Origin of the sequence: Cellulomonas septica, from assembly GCF_012396155.1 — a bacterium.
GTDB classification, from domain to species: Bacteria; Actinomycetota; Actinomycetes; order Actinomycetales; family Cellulomonadaceae; genus Cellulomonas; species Cellulomonas septica.
Genome location: NZ_JAAXOY010000001.1, coordinates 36429 through 56425 on the forward strand (window position 1 = coordinate 36429; position 19997 = coordinate 56425).

Below are 19997 nucleotides of genomic sequence, written 5' to 3' on the forward strand. Positions count from 1 at the left end.
TCCGCACACTCCCCGGCATGGCCGCACCCGGCCAGGTCATCGCGGTCGCCGGCGCGCGGGCTGTGCGTCGACAGGCAAGCGTCGTCCGCCCATCGCTGGCCGGTCCGGTACCGGCCGACCAGGTCGGGTACCGGCTCGGCTCGCTCCGGGGGCACGACCTGTGGTGCTCGGTCGAGGACTCGGCGCTCGTGGTCGGCCCGCCTCGCATGGGGAAGGGACTGCACGTCGTCGTGCCGTGGGTCCTCGACGCACCGGGCGCGGTGGTCGCGACGTCGACACGCCCTGACACCCTCGCCGTGACGCTGCGCCATCGGCGTCGGAACGGTCCAGTCGCCGTCTTCGACCCGCAGCGACTCGCAGGACTTCCTGGGGGCCTCGCGTGGTCGCCCGTGCGCGGGTGCGAGACGCCACGGACCGCGCTGGTCCGCGCGCGCGGGCTCGCGGCGGGCGCGGGCTTCGGTCACACCGTGTCGGACTCCGACTTCTGGGCGGGCCAGACGGAGACCGCGCTCCGGTGCCTGCTGCATGCCGCAGCACTCGACGGGCGCCGAGCGGTGGACCTCTACCGCTGGTCGCTGAACCCAGCGCTCGCCGAGGACGCCGTCACCATCCTCAATCGAACGTCGTCCGCCGACGGCTGGGCAGACGCACTGGACGCGGCGATCCACTCCGACCCGCGGACGCGGGACTCGATCTGGCTCGGCGTCCGGCAGTCGCTCGCAGCGCTCGCCGACCCCGACGTTCTCGAGGCCGTCGACCCGGCGGCCGGCGCAGAGTTCGACCCGCACACGTTCCTGGCGGAGGCCGGAACGCTGTACATGCTGGCGTCGGCCGTCACGTCCGGATCGTGTGCCCCGCTGATCGCGGCGTTCGTCGAGGACATCACCGAGACCGCGCGAGCCGTCGCCGCCCGCTCCTCCGGCGCGCGCCTCGACCCCCCGCTCCTGCTGGCGCTGGACGAGATCGCGAACCTCACACCGCTCCCCTCTCTTCCTTCGCTCATGGCGGAGGGCGGCGGATCAGGGATCACGACCCTGGCCGTCCTGCAGTCGCTCGCACAGGCTCGGGCGCGCTGGGGCGAGCACGCTGCGGATGCGATCTGGGACGCCGCCACGGTCAAGGTCGTCCTGGGCGGGCTCGCGAAGTACCGCGACCTCGACGACGTCGCGCGCCTCCTCGGCGAGATCGACGAGCTCACCGAGACCCGGTCGTCCGGCCGCGGCGGCGAGCGGTCCTCATCGACATCCGTGCGTACCGTGCCGGTGATGCCGGCGTCGGTGCTGCGCACACTGCCGTTCGGGACCGCGATCCTCCTCCTGCGACAGACGGCGCCCACGGTCATCGACCTCTCCCCGTGGACCGCCCGACCCGACGCGACCGCACTTCGAGTCGACCAACGTGCGGTCGAGCACGCGACGGCGACCGGGACGGCGGTGCCAGCGTGATCGGCAAGCTCCTCGGCGCCCTCGGTGTCGTGGCCGTCCCTGCGCTCGCCGTCGTGACGGCCATCGGAGTCGGCCTCCAGGCAGGCGCATGCATCAGCACGTCCGCACTGGGGCCACTCAATGACCGCGCCCCCGTCCCGCCGGAGGCGCGGCCATGGATCCGCGAGGTGCGCGCAGGGTGCCCGGACCTCCCGGAGGTGTGGATCGCGGCCGTCATGGCGCAGGAGTCCGGATTCCGGCCGGACGCGTACGCCGACGACAGCAACGGCGGCACCTGGGGCCTCTTTCAGCTCAACCAGAGCATCTGGCGCGCGCACTACGGCCACCCGTGGTCTGCGGATCTCGACCACGACGGTCGCTGGGACGTCACCCAGCCGGAGATCCACGCCTCCGTCGCCGGCCGTTACCTCTGCGCCCGCCTCGCAGGCGTCCGGGGCATCCGCACCGAGCACCCGGACTGGCCGTCGGCGTCGATCCCGGAGCTTGACGCACTGATCGTCGCGCACAACGCCGGCGAGTCGAGGCTGCGCAGCTACCCCGCGATCCCGACCGTCACGGCGAGGTTCATCTCGAACGTCGACGAGCGCGTTCGCGCCTGGTCGGGGAGCGACCCGCCGGACAGCCGCGAGGAGAACCCCTCGCCGAGCGCGGCCGAGCCGGCGGCGACGTCGTCCGATCCCCCGACCAGCGATGGATGCGTTCCCGAGCTCGGCGACGGAACCGTGAACGTTCCACCCGGCACCTCCGACGACGTCGCGACCGCCGTGAGCAACGCGCTCGCCTACGTCGGTGTGAAGTCAGGGTGGGACCAGCTCTGCGACAGGCTCGCGTGTCGCGCGTACGGGTACGTCGGTTCTGGATTCACCTCGGCGAAGGTGCACTGGCAGACGATGGTCGCCGATGGGCACGCGCATCCAGGCGACCGCTGCCCGCCGCTCGGCTCCTTCGTCTTCTTCGAGACCGGCCGCCCGTTCGGACACGTCTCGATCGTCGTGCGAGCGGATCCCGGGCGGTGCGACCCCGAGCAGATCCTCGTGACGTCGAACAGCGCCTTCGACGCGGCGACAGGCAACCACGGCGGCGTCTACCTGCTGAGCCTCGGCCGCCTCAACAGCTTCTACCTCCGTGGCAGTGGCTACCTCGGTTGGTCGGATCCTGTGTGCCGCGGTGCCCTGCTCCCAACCGGTACGTCCCACCCGGCACCACCCGGGCGATGAGCATGATGCGTTCACGACAGGCCCCGTCGAGCGACGACAAGTTGCTCGCCATCCACGCCCAGCTCGTGCAGGCGGTCGAGGACCTCATGAGCTCCGACGCGTGGATTGCCATGCTTCGCGTCGCCGCTCGGTTCACGACCTACTCTCCGTCGAACATCCTGCTCATCGCCGCTCAGCGGCCCGACGCGACTCAGGTCGCCGGCATCCGCACGTGGAACGCGTTGGGAAGGCGCGTCGTGAAGGGTGAGCACGGCATCGCGATCCTGGCGCCGTGCTTGTATCGGCAGCGGGATGAGAGTGCCCAGGCGCTGCCCAGCGGATCACCCTCGCCCGAAGCGGACGAACCTACGAGGGTGCTGCACGGGTTCAAGGTCGTCCACGTCTTCGACGTCGCACAGACCACCGGCGACGACCTGCCCGACACCGAGCCGACCCTGCTGCGCGGAGACGCGCCGGCGGGGCTCTGGGACCACCTTGCGCGGCTCGCTGCGGACGACGGCTACGCTCTCGAGCGCGGTCCCTGTCCGCTCGGGGTCAACGGGTTCGCAGACCCAGCGGGGCACCGCGTCCGGGTGCGCGTCGACCTCGACCCGGCGCACGCCGCGAAGACACTCGCTCATGAGCTCGGTCACATTCGAGCCGACCACCCCACTCGGTTCCCGGGGTACCTCACCGACTTCGCCTGCAGAGGCCAGGCTGAGGTCGAGGCCGAGTCCGTCGCTTACATCGTGATGACTCACGCGGGTGTCGCCGCCGAGGCGTACTCCACGGCGTACATCGCTGGGTGGTCCTTCGGAGACCCCGACGCGGCGAAGGCTTCCGTCGCCATCGTCGTGACCACGGCCCGGAGCCTGCTGCTCGGCGGAGCAATGGATCAGCGGCCGTCACGCCGTAGCGGGCCCGAGGAACGTGTGGAAGCCGCAATCAGCGGCAACCGCACAGCGAGCGCGGAACCGCGATGCCTCGGCCAATCGTGAGCTGAGGGAGGCAGCCGCTCGATGGCCTCTCCGACGAAGCACCGAACAGTAGCGGGCGACTGACCACCGGAAAGCGTCCTCCAAGGGTCTTCGGTGCGTTGGGTTTTGGTTCTGAGTTTCGGTGGGCCCTTCGAGGCTCGTCCGCGTGTGACTTTGCGACTTGCGTGGCGGCTTTCTTCTCGCACTGAGTGGCCGGGTCGACGTCCGGCTCTTGCGTGCCCGGGGCCAGTGTCAGCTGGTGAATGTCTCCCCGCCGTCCACGGACCGGAGCAGTGCGTCCTCGATTACGACGAGGATCTCGAGCTGGCCGTCAGGTTGGTTCCGTGCCGTGACCGCTTCGGGTGCTTCGCTGACGGTGCCCTTCGCCGCCCAGGTCGTTCCGGCGTCGGTGCTGAGGAACATGTTCCCGTCGGGTGCGACGTCGACGACGGTCTGGTCGTCGGCGAAGAAGGTGAGCTGTAGCAGTGGCGCTTCTGGGACGAGTGCCCAGGTCTTGCCGCCGTCGGTGGAGCGTGCGGGCCCGGACTGGCTTGTGGTGAGCAGGGTGGTCCCGTCTGGGGAGGCTGCGAGGTCGAAGGTGGCGACGGGGGGTGACAGGGTGGTCCAGGCCTGTCCGTCGGTGGTGTTCAGCACCGCAGTTCCGTCGGATCCCGTGACCCCGGCCGCGGAGGCGGTGAGGGTGTGAAAGTCGGTCTGCCCTTCGCGCGAAAGGGTCGACCAGGTCTCGCCGGCGTCGGTGGATTCGATCAGCCCGACAGGATTGGCCATGTCGACGCCAGGCCCTGGGTGCCCTGAGGCGTAGAAGTGGTCTGGGCCGGCCATGGTGAAGCCCATCAGGTCGATCACCGGGCCGACGCGGACGGGGCCGGTGTCGTCGTAGCGGAATAGGCCGTCGTGGGTGGCCAGGTAGACCTTGTCGTCGGCGGGGTTGAACGCGACGCCGTGCACGTGGTCACTTGGCACGCCCTGCTCGCTCGGGGATTGTGCGGCCCTATCGGTCTGGTCGATGGCGGGAGCCGAGCAGCTGGCTAGGGCCCCCACGACGGCAGCGACAGCGAGGGTCGTACGTCGCGTTCGGCGCATCCTGGGGGCAGACGGCGTGACAGGGGTGTCCGTTCGTTCGGCGGTACCGGCAGTCGGGTCGAACTCAGATCACGGTGACGAAGCCTCCGATGAGCCCTTGGAGGCTCTGGGTCCATGCGGTCCACAGCCCGGTCATCAGGGCGATGCCGATCACGACCAGCAGCGCCCCGCCGATGCGCATGATCGCCACCCGGTGCTGGCGGAGGAACGTCACCGCGGCGGTGGAGCGGTGCGCACCTAGGGCGATCAGCAGGAACGGGATCCCGAGACCCGCGGCGTAGGCCGCGGCCAGGAGTGCCCCACGCAGGGCGCTGGCCTCGTTCAGGGACAACGACAGCACGGTGGCCAAGGTAGGCCCGATGCAGGGCGCCCATCCGAGGCCGAAGACGATACCGAGGAGAGGTGCGCCGAGCAGTCCCTGGCGGGGGGCGAGGTGGATGCGGCGTTCGCGTTGTAGGCCGGGAATCCACCCGAGGAACGACAACCCCATGAGCACGACCAGTGCACCCATGACGGGCATGACGACCGCGAGCCATGGCCGTATCGCGACCCCGAGGGAGCCGAAGGTCACTCCGAGGAGGACGAACACCGCCGAGAAGCCCAGGACGAACAGGCCGACGCCGGTCAGTAGGACGGCCTTGGACCGTTGGCCTGTGGAGGCACCGCTCATTCCGGTGACGAAGGCGAAGTACCCAGGCAGCAGCGGGATCACGCAGGGTGAGGCGAACGAGACGACTCCGGCGATGATCGCCACAGGGACCGCGAGGAGCATCGGCCCGGAGAAGGCGGTCTCCTGGAACGTGCTGGCCAGGTCCTGCCAGAACCCACCGCTCACGGCGCCTCGGCCAGCGCGGTGTCGATCAGCTCACGCAGGGTGGTCGGGTCCAGGAGACCGATGATGCGACCCAGCACCCGCGCCTGCCGGTCCAGCACCACGGTCGTGGGAACCGCCTCGACCGGCACCCGCCCCTGCAGGGCGGCGATCGCGGACCCGTCGGCGTCGTGGATGCTTGGGTAGGGGATCTGGAAATTGCGTTCGAAGGGCTGCGCAGCGCCGACGTCGTCGGTCCCGTTGATCCCGATGAAGTGAACCCCTTCGTCGGCGTAGTCCGTAGCGGCGGCGACCAAGTCAGGCGCCTCTGCCCGGCACGGCGGGCAGGCCGCGTACCAGGTGTTGATCACCACGACGTCACCGGCCCATGCACCGGTGTCCACGTCGGCGCCCGCGAAGTCCTTGCCGACCAAGCGCACCGGCTCGCCGCGGTCCGCGGCATCCCACATCGCCACGGTGCCATCCCCAGAGACGTACCCCGCCTCGCTGCCGTCCTCCGTCCACCCGCCGGTCACCGCCGACGCGCACCCGGCGAGGAAGATCGCGGCGATCGTCCCGAAGAGCAGGCCACGGAGCGCCGTGCGCCCGACTCGGGCAGGGGTGGTGCGCACCGCGTGCCGCCGAACCGCCGGCACGTCCCCGACGCTCATGTCGACCGCTCGCCCTCGGAGCGATTCGGTCGTGTGCTGGGCTCGGCATCATCGGGCGCAAGGTGCCGAAGGCCGGTCAGCACCAGTAGCGCGGCGCCGATGACGATGGCGGTGTCGGCGAGGTTGAAGGTCGGGAACCACCCGCTGTGCAGGTAGTCGGTGACGACCCCGTCCCCGGCTCGGTCGACGAGGTTCGCGACTGCACCACCCAGGACCAGGGCGAGGGCAGCCAGCCGCTCCCGCGAGGGGGCGGCGGCGGTCCGCCAGGCGACCACGCCAACTGCGGCAGTCACGAGGGAGGTGACGGTGAGCACGAGCCAGGTCGGCGCGCCGGCCCCGACGGAGAAGGCGACCCCGGGGTTATAGGCCAGCCGCAGGTCGACCGGGCCCACAGGGATGACTCGGTCTTGCAGCGCTGCGACCGCCCACGCCTTGGCGGCCAGGTCGACGGCGGCGACCAGCGTGACCCCCAGGGCTGCTGCGACGCGTCGCCCCGCCGGGCCGCGCGCGCCCGTCTGGCGTGCGGTCGCCGTCGTCACGGTCATCGGGCGACCGGTGCCGGACGCTCGAGGGGAACGGGCGTCCCGGTCGGGGCGGCGTGCGGGAGGGGGCGGGTGCGCCCGGCGCGGACACCGTTGGCGATCACGACGACCTCAGCGATCTCGTGGACGAGCACCACCGCAGCCAGCCCCAGGGCCCCGGTCAGGGCGAGGGGCATGAGCACGACGATGATCGCCAGGGACAGGCCGACGTTCTGCAGCATGATGTGCCGGGCCCTGCGGGCGTGGGCGAACGCCTGTGGCAGGTGACGCAGGTCCTCGCCCATGAGCGCGACGTCGGCGGTCTCGATCGCGACGTCGGTACCCATCGCACCCATGGCGATCCCCAGGTCAGCGGTCGCCAGGGCGGGGGCGTCGTTGACGCCGTCGCCCACCATGGCGGTGCGCCGCTGGTTGCGCAGCTGGGCGACCAGTGCGGCTTTGTCCTCCGGGCGCAGGTCGGCATGCACCTGGTCGATGCCGACCTCCCGGGCCAGGGCGGTGGCGGTCAGGGTGTTATCGCCGGTGAGCATGGCGACGTGGTACCCGTCGCGGCGCAGCTGGGCCACGACCTGCGCGGCCTCGGGGCGCAGCTCGTCCCGCACCGCGACGGCACCGAGCAGCTGCCCGTCCTCCTCGATCAGGACGGCGGTGGCACCCGCCTGCTGCATCCGCTCCACCTCGTCGGCCAGTACGCCGGACGGCACCCAGCCGGGTCGGCCGAGCCGGACCGGTCGACCGTCGAAGGTGCCGGTCAGGCCGGCGCCGGGCACGGCTTCGACGTCGGTCGCGGGGGTGACCGCCGGCACGGCGGCCAGGATGGCGCGGGCCAGGGGGTGCTCGCTGCGGGCCTCGAGGGCCGCAGCGACCTCCAGCACGCGGTCCTGGGCGTGTCCGGGGGCCGCGACGACGGCCACCACGGCGGGGGCGTTGCGGGTCAGGGTCCCGGTCTTGTCCAGCGCGACTCCGCGGATGGCGCCGAGTGCTTCGACCGCCGCGCCGCCCTTGATCAGCACGCCCTGCTTGGACGCCGCTCCCACGGCCGCGACGACGGACACCGGCACGGAGATCGCCAGGGCGCACGGTGAGGCCGCGACCAGGACCACCAGTGCCCGCTCGATCCACGTGCCGGGGTCTCCCAGGAGGCTGCCGGCGACGGCGATGAGGGCGGCGGCGATCATCACGCCAGGCACCAGCGGCTTGGCGATGCGGTCGGCGAGGCGCTGGGCCTGGCCCTTGCGGGACTGCTCGGCCTCGACGATGCGCACGATCCGCGCCAGGGAGTTGTCCTCGGCCGTGGTGGTGACCTCGACCTCCAGCACACCGGAGCCGTTGATCGACCCGGCGTACACCGCCTGCCCAGGCCCGGCCTCCACCGGCACGGACTCACCGGTGATGGCCGAGACGTCCAGCGCGGTCCGGCCGGTGCGGATCAGCCCGTCGGTGGCGACCCGCTCGCCTGGCTTGACCAGCATCAGATCCCCGACCCGCAGCTCCCCGGGGGACACCGTGGACTCCGACCCGTTGCGCAGCACCGTGGCCTGCGCGGGGACCAGGTTCAGCAGCGCCCGAAGGCCTCGACGGGTGCGGGCCAGGGAGTACTCCTCCAGGCCCTCGCTGATCGAGAACAAGAACGCCAGCGCGGCCGCCTCGGCGACCTCGCCCAGCAGGACTGCGCCGATCGCGGCGATCGTCATCAGCGTCCCGACGCCGATCTTGCCCTTGCCCAGCCGCCGCAACGTGCTCGGCACGAACGTCCACGCCCCGACAAGCAGGGCGACCCAGTTCAGGACCAACGCGACCGCGGGCTGCTCCATGGACCCCGCGATCAGGCCGGCCAGGAGCAGGGCGCCGGCGACCGCGGCGAAGCGCAGCTCGCTGACCTCCCACGGCCGCTCGGCCTCGTGCTCCTCGGCCTCCTTGCCGGCGGGGGTGGTCTCGTCGTCGCTGCAGCCGCACGCGTCGCTCATCGTGCCGTCTCCTTGGGTGCCGGGGTCGTGTCGTCGTCGTCAGCCGCGGGGGCTGCGTAGGTCGGGCACAGCGCGACGGCGTTCCCCGTCGCCACCAGCAGGCCCTCCGCTGCGACCAGCAGATCCATCAGCTCCGGACGCGTGAGGTGGTAGACCGATGCGCGGCCCTGCGGGCGGAAGTCGACCAGGCCGCACTCGCGCAGGCAGGCCAGGTGGTTGGAGACCGTCGACTGGCCCAGCCCGAGCGCGGCGCACAGGTCCACAACGCGTGCCTCGCCCAGTGCCAGTCGGCGCACCAGCGCCAGCCGGGTGGGATCGCTCAGGCCGCGGAACAGGGCGACAGCAGGGGCCAAGGCAGCGCGGTCCGCCACATCAGAACTTGCGGCAATCATCTGCATGCGCTGATGATACATGCACGAAGTGATGGTTGCGAGACGGGATGGGGACGCGCCGTGCTGATGAACCGGGCAGAGACGATGCTGATGAACAACCCGGCCCGGGCCCGGCTGCAACGAGCCTACGAGGTACCGCTCCTGCAGCGGCTCGGCGCCGAGCTCGACGAGGCCGACGTGGTCGAGATCGGGTGCGGGCGCGGTGTCGGGACCGAGCTGCTCCTCCGGCGGATGGGTGCCGCCCACGTGACCGCGCTGGACCTGGACCCGGCGATGGTGCAGCGCGCCCAGCGTCGCCTGGCCCGGTACGCGACCCGGGTCGACGTCAAGCTCGGCGACGCGTGCGAGCTCCCGCTCGCCGACGCCGCTGTCGACGCGGTGGTCGACTTCGGGGTCATCCACCACGTGCCGGCCTGGCGCGACGCGGTCGCCGAGGTCGCGCGCGTGCTGCGCCCGGGCGGCCAGTTCGTCTTCGAGGAGGTGACCCGCCACGCACTGCAGCGGTGGTCCTACCGCACCTTCCTCGAGCACCCCGAGCACGACCGGTTCAGCGCCGAGGAGTTCCTCGCCGAGCTCGCACGGATCGGCTTCACGCTGCCACGACCGGCCGTGACCCGGTACTTCGGTGACTTCGTCATCGGCGTCGCAGTCAAACCGTCGACCACGAGGCCTGGGCCGCGGTGAGCGGCTACGCCATCGTCGCCCTGGCCCTGTTCGCCACGTGGGCCCTGCTCGCCGGGGTCGGTCGCATGGCCCTGCAGCGCCGGCGCACCGGGGACAGCGGATTCCGCTTCGCGGCCGCCACCGCGGGCAGTCGGCAGTGGTGGGCCAACCGGATCAGCGCCGCCGGGTCGGTCCTCGTCGGCGTCGCCGCACCGGTCGCCGACCTCCTCGGCCTCGACGCGGTCGCCCCCGCACTGAGCGCCCCGTCCCTGCGGACCGCAGCAGCCGTCGTGGCCGCCGCAGGGGTCGTGGCCACCTACCTGGCACAGCTCGCCATGGGCACCGCCTGGCGGATCGGTGTCGACCCGACCGAACGCACCGACCTGGTCACCTCCGGGCCCTTCGCACTCGTGCGCAACCCCATCTTCACCGCAGCGCTCATCACCTTCACCGGGCTCGCCCTCACCACCGCGAACGCCGTGGCCCTGTCCGGTCTGGTCGTCGTCCACGCGGGCATCCAGATGCAGGTCCGCGCCGTCGAGGAACCACACCTGCTCGCCACGCACGGCCAGGCCTATGCGCACTACGCCGCCCGTGTGGGGCGGTTCCTCCCCTGGATCGGACGCCTGCGCCGCTAGCGGGCCGCTGACAAGACCAACCTCTGCGCTGCTCCACCCCCAGTACAACGAAAGGCGTGTCCATGGACCTGGCAGTTGCCGCCCTCCAAGCGGTCGGACTGTTCCTGGTGACCAACATCGACGACATCATCGTCTTGTCGCTGTTCTTCGCCCGCGGCGCCGGCGCTCCAGGCACCACCGCCAAGATCATCGCCGGGCAGTACATCGGCTTCGGCGGCATCCTCATCGCGTCCGTCCTCGTCGCGCTCGGCGCCAGCGCCTTCCTGCCCGAGGACGCCATCCCCTACTTCGGGCTCATCCCGCTGATCCTCGGCCTCCACGCCGCCTGGCAGGCCTGGCGCAACCGCGACGACGACGATGACGACGACCCCGGCAAGGCCGTCGCCGTCTGGACCGTCGCCGCCGTCACCTTCGCCAACGGCGGGGACAACATCGGCGTCTACGTCCCCATCTTCCTCACCGTCGGCCTCGCCGCGATCGCCGCCTACGCGGTCGTGTTCCTCGCCCTGGTCGCCGTCCTCGTCCTCGCCGCCCGCTACGTCGCAACCCGACGCCCCATCGCCGAAGTCCTCGAGCGCTGGGAACACGTGCTGTTCCCCCTGGTCCTCATCGGCCTGGGCATCGTCATCCTCGTCGAAGGCGGCGCCTTCGGGCTCTAGCCCTTCCGGCTTGCGCGCTGGTCGATCCCCGCCCAGAGTCGACGATCAGCGCCGGCGCGGTTTCCAGGAGCCCGCACCGCCACAACCCTCGATCTTCTGGCGGCCCACGACCGCGTCGGTCCTCGACGCCTTGTCCCGGCGCGATGGGAGACCGGCGCCAAGTTGAGTACCTCGACCGACACCGCCCGAACCCATCCCGGAACGGCGGGGCCGGGCCCGTACCTCCGCTGCCACGCCACGCGCTGGGGCAGCACCGGATGCGGGCCAGGGGCGGCTGAGAGAGTCGGGCCTGACCTGCTCGGGTCAGGAGCTCGGCGTTCCTACATCGGAGGGCGGGATGACGTGACACACCTGCGACGGGTGGCACTGGGCAGGGTCCAAGGTGGTTGCGCGGTGGCCCAGGCGCCGCACCTGTGCGAGGAGAGCGGTCAGCTCGGCGATCCGTCGCTCGAGACTGCCGGCGTGCTGCTCCAGCAGGTCGACGACGTGCTGACAGGGCGGCCCGCTGTTCTCGCGGGCAGAGACGACGTCGGTGATCTGCCGGAGTGTCAGGCCCGCCGCCTGCGCTGCCCTGACGAACGCGAGCCGCTCGATGGCGCCGTGGTCGTACTGCCGATAACCCGACGCTTGACGCGCAGGCGCAGGCAGCACTCCGGCCTTTTCGTAGAACCGGATGGCCTTGGTCGTCACGCCGCTCGCTGCGGCCAGCTGACCGATACGCATCTGATGACCCTACGCCTTGACCTTCCCGCGCAGTGGAACGTCTACCGTCGGCCCCCCTTAGAAGGTGGGCACGGTCGGTGACGCGCTAGGAGCACCCCATGGACGAGTACGACGTGATCGTGATCGGCACCGGAGGCGCCGCGATGGCCGCCGGGATCGAGGTCCGCTCCCGCGCAGCAAGCGTCCTGCTCGTCGAGCACAACGCCCTCGGCGGAACCTGCCTGAACATCGGCTGCGTGCCGAGCAAGAGCCTGCTGGCCGCAGCAGACCAGCGCCACCGCGCCGCGGTGAACCGTTTCCGCGGCGTGGCCACGAGCACCGGTGGGGTCGTCATGGACGCGCTGCTCGCGCAGAAGCAAGCGCTCATCGACCATCTTCGCGAGGTCAAGTACGCCGAGGTAGCGGCCGCCCACGGCCTCCGCGTCGTCTACGGGCACGCCCGGTTCCTCGACGCGCACACCGTGCAGGTCAACGACCACCAACTACGGGCCCGGGCCTACGTCGTGGCAACCGGGTCCGCGCCGTACGTCCCCGACCTGCCTGGCATGGCCGACGTCGACTACCTCACCTCCACCACCGCAATGGAGCAGCGAGACCTGCCCGCATCCATGGTCGTGGTCGGCGGCGGGTACGTCGGGCTGGAGCAGGCCCAGCTGTGGGCGCACCTGGGCGTAGAGGTCACCCTCGTCGGGCGCTTCGCCCCGCACACAGAGCCCGAGGTTGCTGACGTACTCCGCGGCGTGTTCAACGACGAAGGCATCACGGTGGTCGAGGAGCGCGCGGTCACGGTCGCGCGCACAGAGAACGGGGTCGTGGTCACCACGACAGCCGGCACCCGAGCGCAGGGTCAGCGGCTCCTGGTCGCGACCGGCCGCTTCGCCGACACACGCAACCTGGGCCTGGACGCCGCAGGTGTGCAGACCGACGAGCGCGGGTTCATCGTCGTCGACCAGAACCAACGCACCACCAACCCGCGGGTGTTCGCCGCCGGTGACGTCGCCGGCGGACCGCAGTACGTCTACGTGGCCGCGCAGACCGGACACGTCGCCGCCGCCGGCGCCCTGGGCGAGCCATCCACGGTGGACTACCGCGGCCTGCCCGGTGTCACCTTCACCACCCCGCAGATCGCCAGCGCGGGACTCACCGAGCATCGCGCCACGGAGCTGGGGCACTCCTGCGAATGTCGGGTCCTAAGCGCCCAAGACATTCCCCGAGCACTGGTCAACCAGGATCCCCGCGGAACCCTCAAGCTCGTCATCGACGCGAAGACCCGCGAGGTCCTCGGGGTCCACGCCGCCCTCGACGGAGCCGGCGACGTGATGCTCGCCGCGACGTACGCGATCAAGTTCGGTCTTACCGTCGACGACCTCGCCGACACCTGGGCGCCCTACCTCACCATGAGCGAGGCACTGCGCATCGCCGCCGGGCTGTTTCGCTCGAACCTGCCCACCAGCTGCTGCGCCTGACGCCCGGCGACGCAAGGAGGTTCAAGAGCGTGGACAGCGCCTTGCGTCGCCGGCTCCTCGGCGGATCCCGCATACGAACGTTTCCGCTACACCGGAGTCGAGATTCCGGTGAGGTCTGACATCGACCCGGATCGTGTAGCGGAACTCAGTGCCGAAATCTACGGTTCGGAACTTCCCGGTGGGGATGAGTTTCGCTACGCTCGACCGGTGGGGCATCTGCTGGGGTACGCGCGCGTGTCCACCGCTGATCAGGACGCGGCGTTGCAGATCGACGCCCTGAATCGGGCGGGGTGCTACCGGGTGTTCGTCGACACGATCTCCGGATCGCTGCAGCAGCGCCCCGAGCTGGACAAGCTGCTCGACCAGCTGCGTCCAGGGGACACCCTGGTGGTGTGGCGCCTGGATCGGCTGGGCCGGTCGATCCGGCACCTGATCGACCAGCTGCAGGTCCTATCCGACCGCGGCGTGGGGTTCCGGTCCCTGCAGGAGACGATCGACACGACCTCCCCAGGAGGACGGTTGGTCTTCCACGTCTTCGCCGCCCTGGCCGAGTTCGAGCGCGACCTGATCCGGGAGCGGACCAACGCCGGCCTGGAGGCCGCCCGCGCACGGGGCCGCACCGGTGGGCGCCCCTCGGCGCTGTCCGGCGACCAGGTCCGGGCGGCCCGGCGGATGTATGAGCAGAAGGACATGACGGTCGCCCAGATCGGTGAGGTGCTCGGGGTTTCCCGCACCACGATCTACCGGGCCCTGAACCGCCCACCCGCTGCGCCGGCCTCGCCGCGACGAGCCACGAGCGCCGTGTAGCAACGTGGATGCGGGCGGGCGGTGGCAGATCCTGCGGCTGCATGTCGAGGACCAGGTCCCGCTCGCCGCGCTGGCCCGGCATCACGGCCTGGGTGTGCGCACGCTGGAACGCTGGCACGCCCGCTACCGCGCAGGCGGCCTGGCCGCCCTGGACCGGACACCGCGGGCGGACGTCGGCGGGCACCGTCTGCCGGCGGAACTCGTCACGCTGATCGAAGGGCTGGGCCTGACCCGGCCCCGCCCACCAATCGCCGCGATCCACCGGACGGTGGTGAAGGTCTGCGCCGGCGCCGACTGGCCGGTCCCGTCCTACGGCGTCGTCCGCTCGATCATCACCGCCCTGGACCCCGGCATGGTCACCCTCGCCCTTGAGGGACCAGGCTCCTACCGGGACAAGTACGAGCTCGCGGTGCGCCGGGCGGCGGACCGGCCCAACGCGATGTGGCAGGCCGACCACACCCTGCTGGACATCGTGCTCGTCGGCACGGATGGCAAGCCGGCCCGGCCGTGGCTGACCGTCGTCATGGACGACTGCTCGCGCGCGATCTGCGGGTACATGGTCTTCTTCGGCGCGCCGGCCACGATGAACACCGCCTTGGCGTTACGGCAGGCGATCTGGCACAAGAGCGACCCACGGTGGCCGATGTGCGGGATCCCCGAGGTGCTCTACGTCGACCATGGGTCGGACTTCACCAGCGACCACCTGGCCCGCACCACCGTCGACCTGCACATCCGCCTAATCCACTCCGCCGTCGCCCGACCACAGGGGCGGGGCAAGGTCGAGCGGTTCTTTGGAACCGTCAACACCGAGTTGCTCACCACCCTGCCCGGACACCTCCACCACGGTGCCGGGCGCTGGCCGGCGCCGGCCCTGTCCTTGGCCGACCTGGACGGCGTGGTCGGGGCGTTCGTCCTGGACTACAACGACCGCACCCACAGCGAGCTCGGCATCTCGCCGCGGGCGGCGTGGATCGCCGACGGGTGGCTGCCACGCACCCCCGACAGCCTCCAGGCTCTGGACGGGCTGCTGCTCAGCGTGGCCCGATCCAGAACGGTGCGCCGCGACGGCGTCCACTTCCAGGGCCTGCGCTACGTCTCCCCGACCCTCGCCGGCTTCGTCGGGCGCCCCGTGGTCATCCGGTACGACCCCAGAGACATCACCGAGATCCGCGTCTTCGACCACGACCAGTTCCTGTGCGCCGCCGTCGACCAGGACCACCACGGGCGCCAGATCAGCCTCAAGGAAGTCCAGGCCGCCCGCAACGCCCGCCGCCGCGCGCTGCGCCGAGGCATCAACGAGCGGATCGCCGTGGTCGGCGCCCACACAACCGACCCCCGTGCCAGGCCACTGCCGCCACGGACCCCAGCCTCGGGCCCGGTGAAGCTCAAGGTCTACAAGGAGGACCTACGGTGAGCGAACGCTTCATCGTGACCAAGGAGCACCGCCGCTTCACCGAGTTCGCCGACTCCGTCCGGCGAGGGCGCACCATCGGGCTGTGCTTCGGACCGGCCGGGGTCGGCAAGACGGTCTCCGCCCGCCGCTACGCCCACTGGGACCAAGCCCACGAGTTGGTCACCGCCTGGGGCCCACGCAGCGACGACGACGCCAAGGTCTACGCCGCCCTGGCCAAGAACCGCACCGCCCTCTACACCCCCGGGGTCCTGACCACCCCGCGGCTGCTACGCGAGGACCTGGACCGGATCATCACGCGCACCAGCATCTGCATCCAGCAGCACCTTGAAGCCCCGGGCCGCGCCCCTGTGGACCGGGGCGGCGCCCGGCGCACCACCAACTACGTCCAGCTCGTCATCGTCGACGAGTCCGAACGTCTCAGCCCCACCGCGCTCGAGCTCCTGCGGGACCGCTACGACCGCGACCAGATCGCCCTGATCCTCATCGGCATGCCGGGCCTGGAGAAGCAGTTCAGCCACTACCCCCAGTTCTACAGCCGCGTCGGGTTCGCCCACCAGTACCGCCCCCTGAGCAACGACGAGCTCCTCTTCGTCCTGCAACGCCACTGGCGCACCCTCAGCAAGACTCTCAACCCCGACGACTTCACCGACGCCCAGGCCATCGCCGCGATCAGCCGCATCACCCGCGGCAACTTCCGCCTCCTGGAACGACTCTTCCCCCAGATCGAACGCGTACTGAGAATCAACGAGCTGCAGACCATCACCAACGACGTCGTCGAAGCCGCCGCGAGCACCCTCGTCATCGGGGTCGAGTGAGCCCGCCAGGAATCGGCTGCCGCAGGCCGCCACCTACCGGCGAAGGTCACATCCGCGAGACCGACTGACCGAGACTACCGCCGCACCGAAAACGATCAGATTCGGCGGGTTGTAGGAAGGCGACATGCCGGTGCGCACCAGTCTGCAGAGCGACGGCAACGCCGTTCGGGCGCCGCGTGCGGACCACGGTCAGGAGGGTGCCGATCACCCGAGCCGATGCGGGGTGGGCCGCCGTGGTCGCGGCGTTCCCGGCGCTGGCGGTGAGCCACACATGTGCATTGCTCGCTGGTCGACGTCGCCGCGCGCTAAGCGTCTTGCAGCAGGGAGCGTCGCCTCCGTCGACGCGCTATGTATGCCAAGGGCATCAAAGAACCCGCACCCAGGGAATAGGTTCGCGTCATGGCTCCGATGAGTAGCGCCCGGCAGGACCTCATCTGCCTCGAGGCGCTCTACGACGCTCCCGCGGACGATCGGTTCGACGCGCTGGCCGCCCTGCAGCGCACGGGCCTGCGTCTCGAACAGGCACAGGAGTGGCTGCGGATAGCGCGTGCAGAAGGGCTGGTCGCTGAGCTCGAGGGAAGCTTGGTACCAGGCGATCGACCGACAAGGCGGGGACGGGCGATCGTCGAGGAGGCCCGCCAGCGCCGGAGCAACCGGTCACACATCAGGCAGACCGCTCAACGGAATCTGCTGAGATGGACGGACGACACCGGCGGCGGAAACCTTGCCCGCTTCCTTGAGAGCGACTTCGCTTGGATCGACGGCCTGACCCTGACACTGGAGCAGGCAGCCGAGGCTGCACGCGCACTTCACGAAGAGGGCCTGATCAAGGCTCGGATCATCGGCGCCTGGGGGGCGGAGGTCGTCCGCGCTGACGTCGAGATACTTCCCCTCGGCCGCGAGGTGGTCGACGAGCACAACGGCGATCCGACTGCGTGGCGAGCAAGGCTGGCCAAGCACAACGCCCTCGTGAACATTCAGCACAACGCCGGATCGATCGCCATCGGTGGTCATGGGTCGACGGTGAACGCCAAAGTCACCAACGAGATCGACTCCGACAAGCTCGGCCAGCTCGTGGAAGCGCTCGTAGCCGCGCGGGGGACGCTCGCGCTCGCCGCACAGGACCAGGACGACTACGACTCGAACCTCGAGGACCTTCAGTCAGGCGAGCCCAGCCGCGTCCAGCGCGCGCTGACCTGGTTCGGGAGGCTCGGGCGCGATATCGGAACGAACGCGCTAGGCGGGATGCTCGCCGGCCAGGCGCTCGGATTACTTCCGGGCTGAGCTTGTCCTCCGTGCCTTCGTCATAAGCCGTGAGGCACCGGACACAAGTCAGCCAGCGCAAAGCGTGGCGACGGGCACGGTCCCACGCCGCGAGAATCCGCCGACCGTGACCGTCGCAACTGACCAGCCTCAAGACGAGTGCGCAGTAAGGCGACGTCAACCAGCGCCCGCCCCGCGCATCCTCAGAAGCGGATCTGGTCCACCGTGACGTTGATCTTCGCCCCGCCGCTGACCGCCTCCGCGTACTCCGCCAGCTCAGGGTCGCTGATGCTGCCCCCTTGGTCGGCAAACATCTGTCGGATCGCGGGCCGGATCTCGGAGACGGGCCGTCCGGCGTACTGAATCCGCAGGCGGTCGAACTCGCGCTCGAAGTTGCGGGCGACCTCGTCAAGAGCTGATTGCGTCTCCTGCTGTAGCGCTCGACGGAAAGCGCGGTCGTCGAACTGGAACGACATGGTGGCTCCTCAGTAGGTGGGGTAGGGCCTCACGGACATCTCGAACATGCATTCGAGTATGGACGGGGGGTCTGACACCCGGCGCCGACACGCCGCGGCCCCCGGGTAGGCAGGCCGGTCAAGCGAGAGGAGGGGTACGCGCGGCTAACCAGTGCGCCCGCTCGGCGCACGAGCGGTGGCGAGGCAGCGCCGTGCGGGCCACGATGACGGGCGTCCACGACGTGGGGAGGAACTGATGGCAGGGAACGGCGTGCACACGGTGCCGGCGGGTGGCTCCGGCTGGGTCAACGAGGTCGACGGCACCAAGGTCGGCGCGGCCTACGCGACCAAAGACGAGGCCGTGAAGGCCGGGCGGGAGGAAGCCAAGCGGCGGCAGACCGAGCACCACATCCACAACCTCGACGGCACGATCGGCGAGAAGAACTCCTACGGCAACGACCCGCGCAACATCCCCGGCTAGCGGGCCGCGCGACGTGCGGCAGGTACGCCCAAACCCGGGCGGCCGACAAGATCGCCCGTGACCTCGACGTCCAGCAGATGCTCGTCGACGCCGGCGGACCGTCATGGAACGTCGCCCCGACCAACGTCGTCCCGGTGGCGCTCGAGCGCGTCGAGGACGACGAGATCGTGCGCCAGCTGCGGGCGGTGCGCTGGGGCCTGGTGCCGTCCTGGGCGAAGGATCCTGCGATCGGCAGCCGGCTCATCAACGCTCGCGCCGAGACGATCACCGACAAGCCCAGCTTCCGCCGCGCCGCCCTCGCCCGGCGGGCGGTGGTGCCGATGGACGGCTACTACGAGTGGGGCGCCCCGCAAGCCGGCTCCAAGCGCAAGACGCCGTACTACCTGCGCTCCCCCGACAAGTCGCCGCTGGCGGCCGCCGGCCTCTACGAGCTGTGGCCCGACCCGGCGAAGGACAAGGACGACCCCGAGCGGTGGAAGTGGACCTTCACGGTCATCACCACCACCGCGACCGACTCCACCGGGCACATCCACGACCGCTCACCGCTGCTGCTGCCGGCGGACCCGGTCGACGCGTGGCTGAACCCCACGGTGACCGAGCTCGACGACGTGCGCGACCTGCTCGCCGCCGTCCCGGAGCCCCACCTGGTTCCACGGCAGGTGGGATACGACGTCGGCAACGTCCGCAACGACGGCCCCCACCTGGTCGACCCGGTGGCGTAGAACGGCAGGCCTCGACGCTGCTTCGGCCCGGCCGACAGGCGGCGTCGGTGCGACGCTCACCCTCACGGCGACGTCAGCGAACTTGACCTGCCCGGTCGGAGGAGCGTCTCCTTCGACCGGGCGTGGGCTGGACCCTGCACGTGAAGCGGTGCCCCCGCGTGTCGTGCCATGTAGGCGCACGCGGTACGTCGACCGCCGGACGCTCGAGGACGAGCGACCAGACCGCCCCCGGCGTGAGCAGCGCGGCGTTGATCGGGACGGGTGCCAGCGCGCGAGCAGCCAAAGGTCACTCGAGTGCTCATCGCCGCCATCGAGGGGCGGGGCGGCGAGGTCCCGGACCCCCGCAGTACGTCCCCACACCGTGCGCTCCTGAAAGAACGCCCGCGTCGGCGGAATTAGCCCCGAGTCCGGTGCTCAGCCGGGCGGCAACCGCTGCGTGCCACACAGTCGGACAGCCTCGTTCGCGCTGCGGCGAACTGCTCGAGCCACCTGAGCGGGGCGTCGGCGTTGGCGGTGGTGGCGTAAGCCCCTTGCCACGCGAGGTGGAGCGCTGACAGCTCTTCGATGAGCTCGGCGTGGTCGTGCCAGCATTCCGGGACGACGCGGCGGTCGAGCTTGAAGCGTTCGACGAGCCAGCCGATCCAGAGATCGAGCTCCTCGAGGAGGAGCTCCTGGTCCTCCGGTGCGTGGGCAGACCACACGATCGGCACGGGTAGTGCTGTCGGCTGGTTCATCTGTAGCGGCGGGTAGAAGAGATCACCTCGGCCGTCATCGCGGTTCACGAGA

General features: G+C 70.6%; 21 protein-coding genes and 1 pseudogene. 13 read left to right on the forward strand and 9 right to left on the reverse strand.

Going from position 1 to position 19997, the window contains the following annotated elements:
• Positions 1-17: 17 nt before the first annotated feature.
• The 3 genes from HGA02_RS00225 (at position 18) to HGA02_RS00235 (ending at position 3639) form a co-directional block, all read left to right on the forward strand.
• Entirely contained in the window at positions 18-1445 is a 1428-nt protein-coding gene (locus tag HGA02_RS00225) for a type IV secretory system conjugative DNA transfer family protein (RefSeq protein WP_343035165.1), read from the forward strand.
• A 167-nt stretch (positions 1446-1612) separates the two neighbouring features.
• The gene (locus tag HGA02_RS00230; protein ID WP_168676237.1) at positions 1613-2662 is read left to right on the forward strand and encodes a transglycosylase SLT domain-containing protein; all 1050 of its coding nucleotides are present in this window, start codon (positions 1613-1615) and stop codon (positions 2660-2662) included.
• Positions 2659-3639, forward strand: a complete 981-nt coding sequence (locus HGA02_RS00235; RefSeq protein ID WP_168676240.1) for an ArdC-like ssDNA-binding domain-containing protein — start codon at positions 2659-2661, stop codon at positions 3637-3639. Before HGA02_RS00230 ends, HGA02_RS00235 begins: the two co-directional genes overlap by 4 nt.
• 231 nt (positions 3640-3870) lie before the next feature.
• Here HGA02_RS00235 and HGA02_RS00240 read toward each other — a convergent pair whose 3' ends face one another.
• The 6 genes from HGA02_RS00240 to HGA02_RS00265 form a co-directional block, all read right to left on the reverse strand.
• Positions 3871-4587 carry a F510_1955 family glycosylhydrolase gene (locus HGA02_RS00240; RefSeq protein WP_343035166.1) on the reverse strand — a complete coding sequence of 239 codons (717 nt, stop codon included), beginning with the start codon at positions 4585-4587 and terminating at the stop codon, positions 3871-3873.
• 199 nt (positions 4588-4786) lie between these two features.
• Positions 4787-5557: a cytochrome c biogenesis CcdA family protein gene (locus HGA02_RS00245; protein WP_013882318.1), complete on the reverse strand. Its 771-nt coding sequence runs from the start codon at positions 5555-5557 to the stop codon at positions 4787-4789.
• Positions 5554-6204, reverse strand: a complete 651-nt coding sequence (locus HGA02_RS00250; RefSeq protein WP_013882317.1) for a TlpA family protein disulfide reductase — start codon at positions 6202-6204, stop codon at positions 5554-5556. The genes HGA02_RS00245 and HGA02_RS00250 overlap by 4 nt, the downstream gene beginning before the upstream one ends.
• On the reverse strand, positions 6201-6749 hold the full coding sequence (lspA, locus tag HGA02_RS00255) for a signal peptidase II (RefSeq protein WP_013882316.1): 549 nt from the start codon (positions 6747-6749) through the stop codon (positions 6201-6203). Before lspA ends, HGA02_RS00250 begins: the two co-directional genes overlap by 4 nt.
• Positions 6746-8713 (reverse strand): heavy metal translocating P-type ATPase, encoded by a 1968-nt coding sequence (locus HGA02_RS00260; RefSeq protein ID WP_168676246.1) that lies wholly within the window; start codon positions 8711-8713, stop codon positions 6746-6748. Before HGA02_RS00260 ends, lspA begins: the two co-directional genes overlap by 4 nt.
• The gene (locus HGA02_RS00265) at positions 8710-9111 is read right to left on the reverse strand and encodes an ArsR/SmtB family transcription factor (RefSeq protein ID WP_168676250.1); all 402 of its coding nucleotides are present in this window, start codon (positions 9109-9111) and stop codon (positions 8710-8712) included. The genes HGA02_RS00260 and HGA02_RS00265 overlap by 4 nt, the downstream gene beginning before the upstream one ends.
• Positions 9112-9171: 60 nt before the next feature.
• Here HGA02_RS00265 and HGA02_RS00270 point away from each other — a divergent pair, with 60 nt between their 5' ends.
• From HGA02_RS00270 to HGA02_RS00280, 3 genes are all read left to right on the forward strand, one after another.
• Positions 9172-9789 carry a class I SAM-dependent methyltransferase gene (locus HGA02_RS00270; protein ID WP_210727969.1) on the forward strand — a complete coding sequence of 206 codons (618 nt, stop codon included), beginning with the start codon at positions 9172-9174 and terminating at the stop codon, positions 9787-9789.
• Positions 9786-10406 (forward strand): methyltransferase family protein, encoded by a 621-nt coding sequence (locus HGA02_RS00275; RefSeq protein ID WP_013882312.1) that lies wholly within the window; start codon positions 9786-9788, stop codon positions 10404-10406. Before HGA02_RS00270 ends, HGA02_RS00275 begins: the two co-directional genes overlap by 4 nt.
• 62 nt (positions 10407-10468) lie before the next feature.
• A complete protein-coding gene (locus HGA02_RS00280) occupies positions 10469-11065 on the forward strand; it encodes a cadmium resistance transporter (RefSeq protein ID WP_013882311.1) in 597 nt (198 codons plus the stop codon).
• A 303-nt stretch (positions 11066-11368) separates the two neighbouring features.
• Here HGA02_RS00280 and HGA02_RS00285 read toward each other — a convergent pair whose 3' ends face one another.
• Positions 11369-11788, reverse strand: a complete 420-nt coding sequence (locus tag HGA02_RS00285) for a heavy metal-responsive transcriptional regulator (RefSeq protein ID WP_013882310.1) — start codon at positions 11786-11788, stop codon at positions 11369-11371.
• 98 nt (positions 11789-11886) lie between these two features.
• On the opposite strand from HGA02_RS00285, the gene merA reads away from it, so the two are divergent.
• From merA to HGA02_RS00310, 5 genes are all read left to right on the forward strand, one after another.
• Positions 11887-13254 carry a mercury(II) reductase gene (gene merA, locus HGA02_RS00290; RefSeq protein ID WP_168676259.1) on the forward strand — a complete coding sequence of 456 codons (1368 nt, stop codon included), beginning with the start codon at positions 11887-11889 and terminating at the stop codon, positions 13252-13254.
• A gap of 207 nt (positions 13255-13461) precedes the next feature.
• On the forward strand, positions 13462-14061 hold the full coding sequence (locus HGA02_RS00295; protein ID WP_048699889.1) for a recombinase family protein: 600 nt from the start codon (positions 13462-13464) through the stop codon (positions 14059-14061).
• 4 nt (positions 14062-14065) lie between these two features.
• A complete protein-coding gene (locus tag HGA02_RS00300) occupies positions 14066-15475 on the forward strand; it encodes a Mu transposase C-terminal domain-containing protein (protein ID WP_168676263.1) in 1410 nt (469 codons plus the stop codon).
• Positions 15472-16290: an AAA family ATPase gene (locus HGA02_RS00305; RefSeq protein ID WP_013882285.1), complete on the forward strand. Its 819-nt coding sequence runs from the start codon at positions 15472-15474 to the stop codon at positions 16288-16290. The genes HGA02_RS00300 and HGA02_RS00305 overlap by 4 nt, the downstream gene beginning before the upstream one ends.
• Before the next feature lie 399 nt (positions 16291-16689).
• Positions 16690-17574, forward strand: coding sequence for a hypothetical protein (locus HGA02_RS00310; RefSeq protein WP_168676267.1), 885 nt, complete (start codon positions 16690-16692; stop codon positions 17572-17574).
• Between the two features lie 182 nt (positions 17575-17756).
• Here the strand turns inward: HGA02_RS00310 and HGA02_RS00315 are convergent, their stop codons facing one another.
• Entirely contained in the window at positions 17757-18029 is a 273-nt protein-coding gene (locus HGA02_RS00315; protein ID WP_168676271.1) for a hypothetical protein, read from the reverse strand.
• 235 nt (positions 18030-18264) lie between these two features.
• On the opposite strand from HGA02_RS00315, the gene HGA02_RS00320 reads away from it, so the two are divergent.
• Together HGA02_RS00320 and HGA02_RS00325 are read left to right on the forward strand one after the other, a co-directional pair.
• Positions 18265-18489: a DUF2188 domain-containing protein gene (locus tag HGA02_RS00320; protein ID WP_168676276.1), complete on the forward strand. Its 225-nt coding sequence runs from the start codon at positions 18265-18267 to the stop codon at positions 18487-18489.
• A gap of 26 nt (positions 18490-18515) precedes the next feature.
• A pseudogene (locus HGA02_RS00325) lies at positions 18516-19211 on the forward strand (SOS response-associated peptidase); the annotation flags it as partial.
• A 395-nt stretch (positions 19212-19606) separates the two neighbouring features.
• Here HGA02_RS00325 and HGA02_RS00330 read toward each other — a convergent pair.
• A complete protein-coding gene (locus HGA02_RS00330; RefSeq protein WP_168676279.1) occupies positions 19607-19993 on the reverse strand; it encodes a hypothetical protein in 387 nt (128 codons plus the stop codon).
• Positions 19994-19997 lie beyond the last annotated feature (4 nt).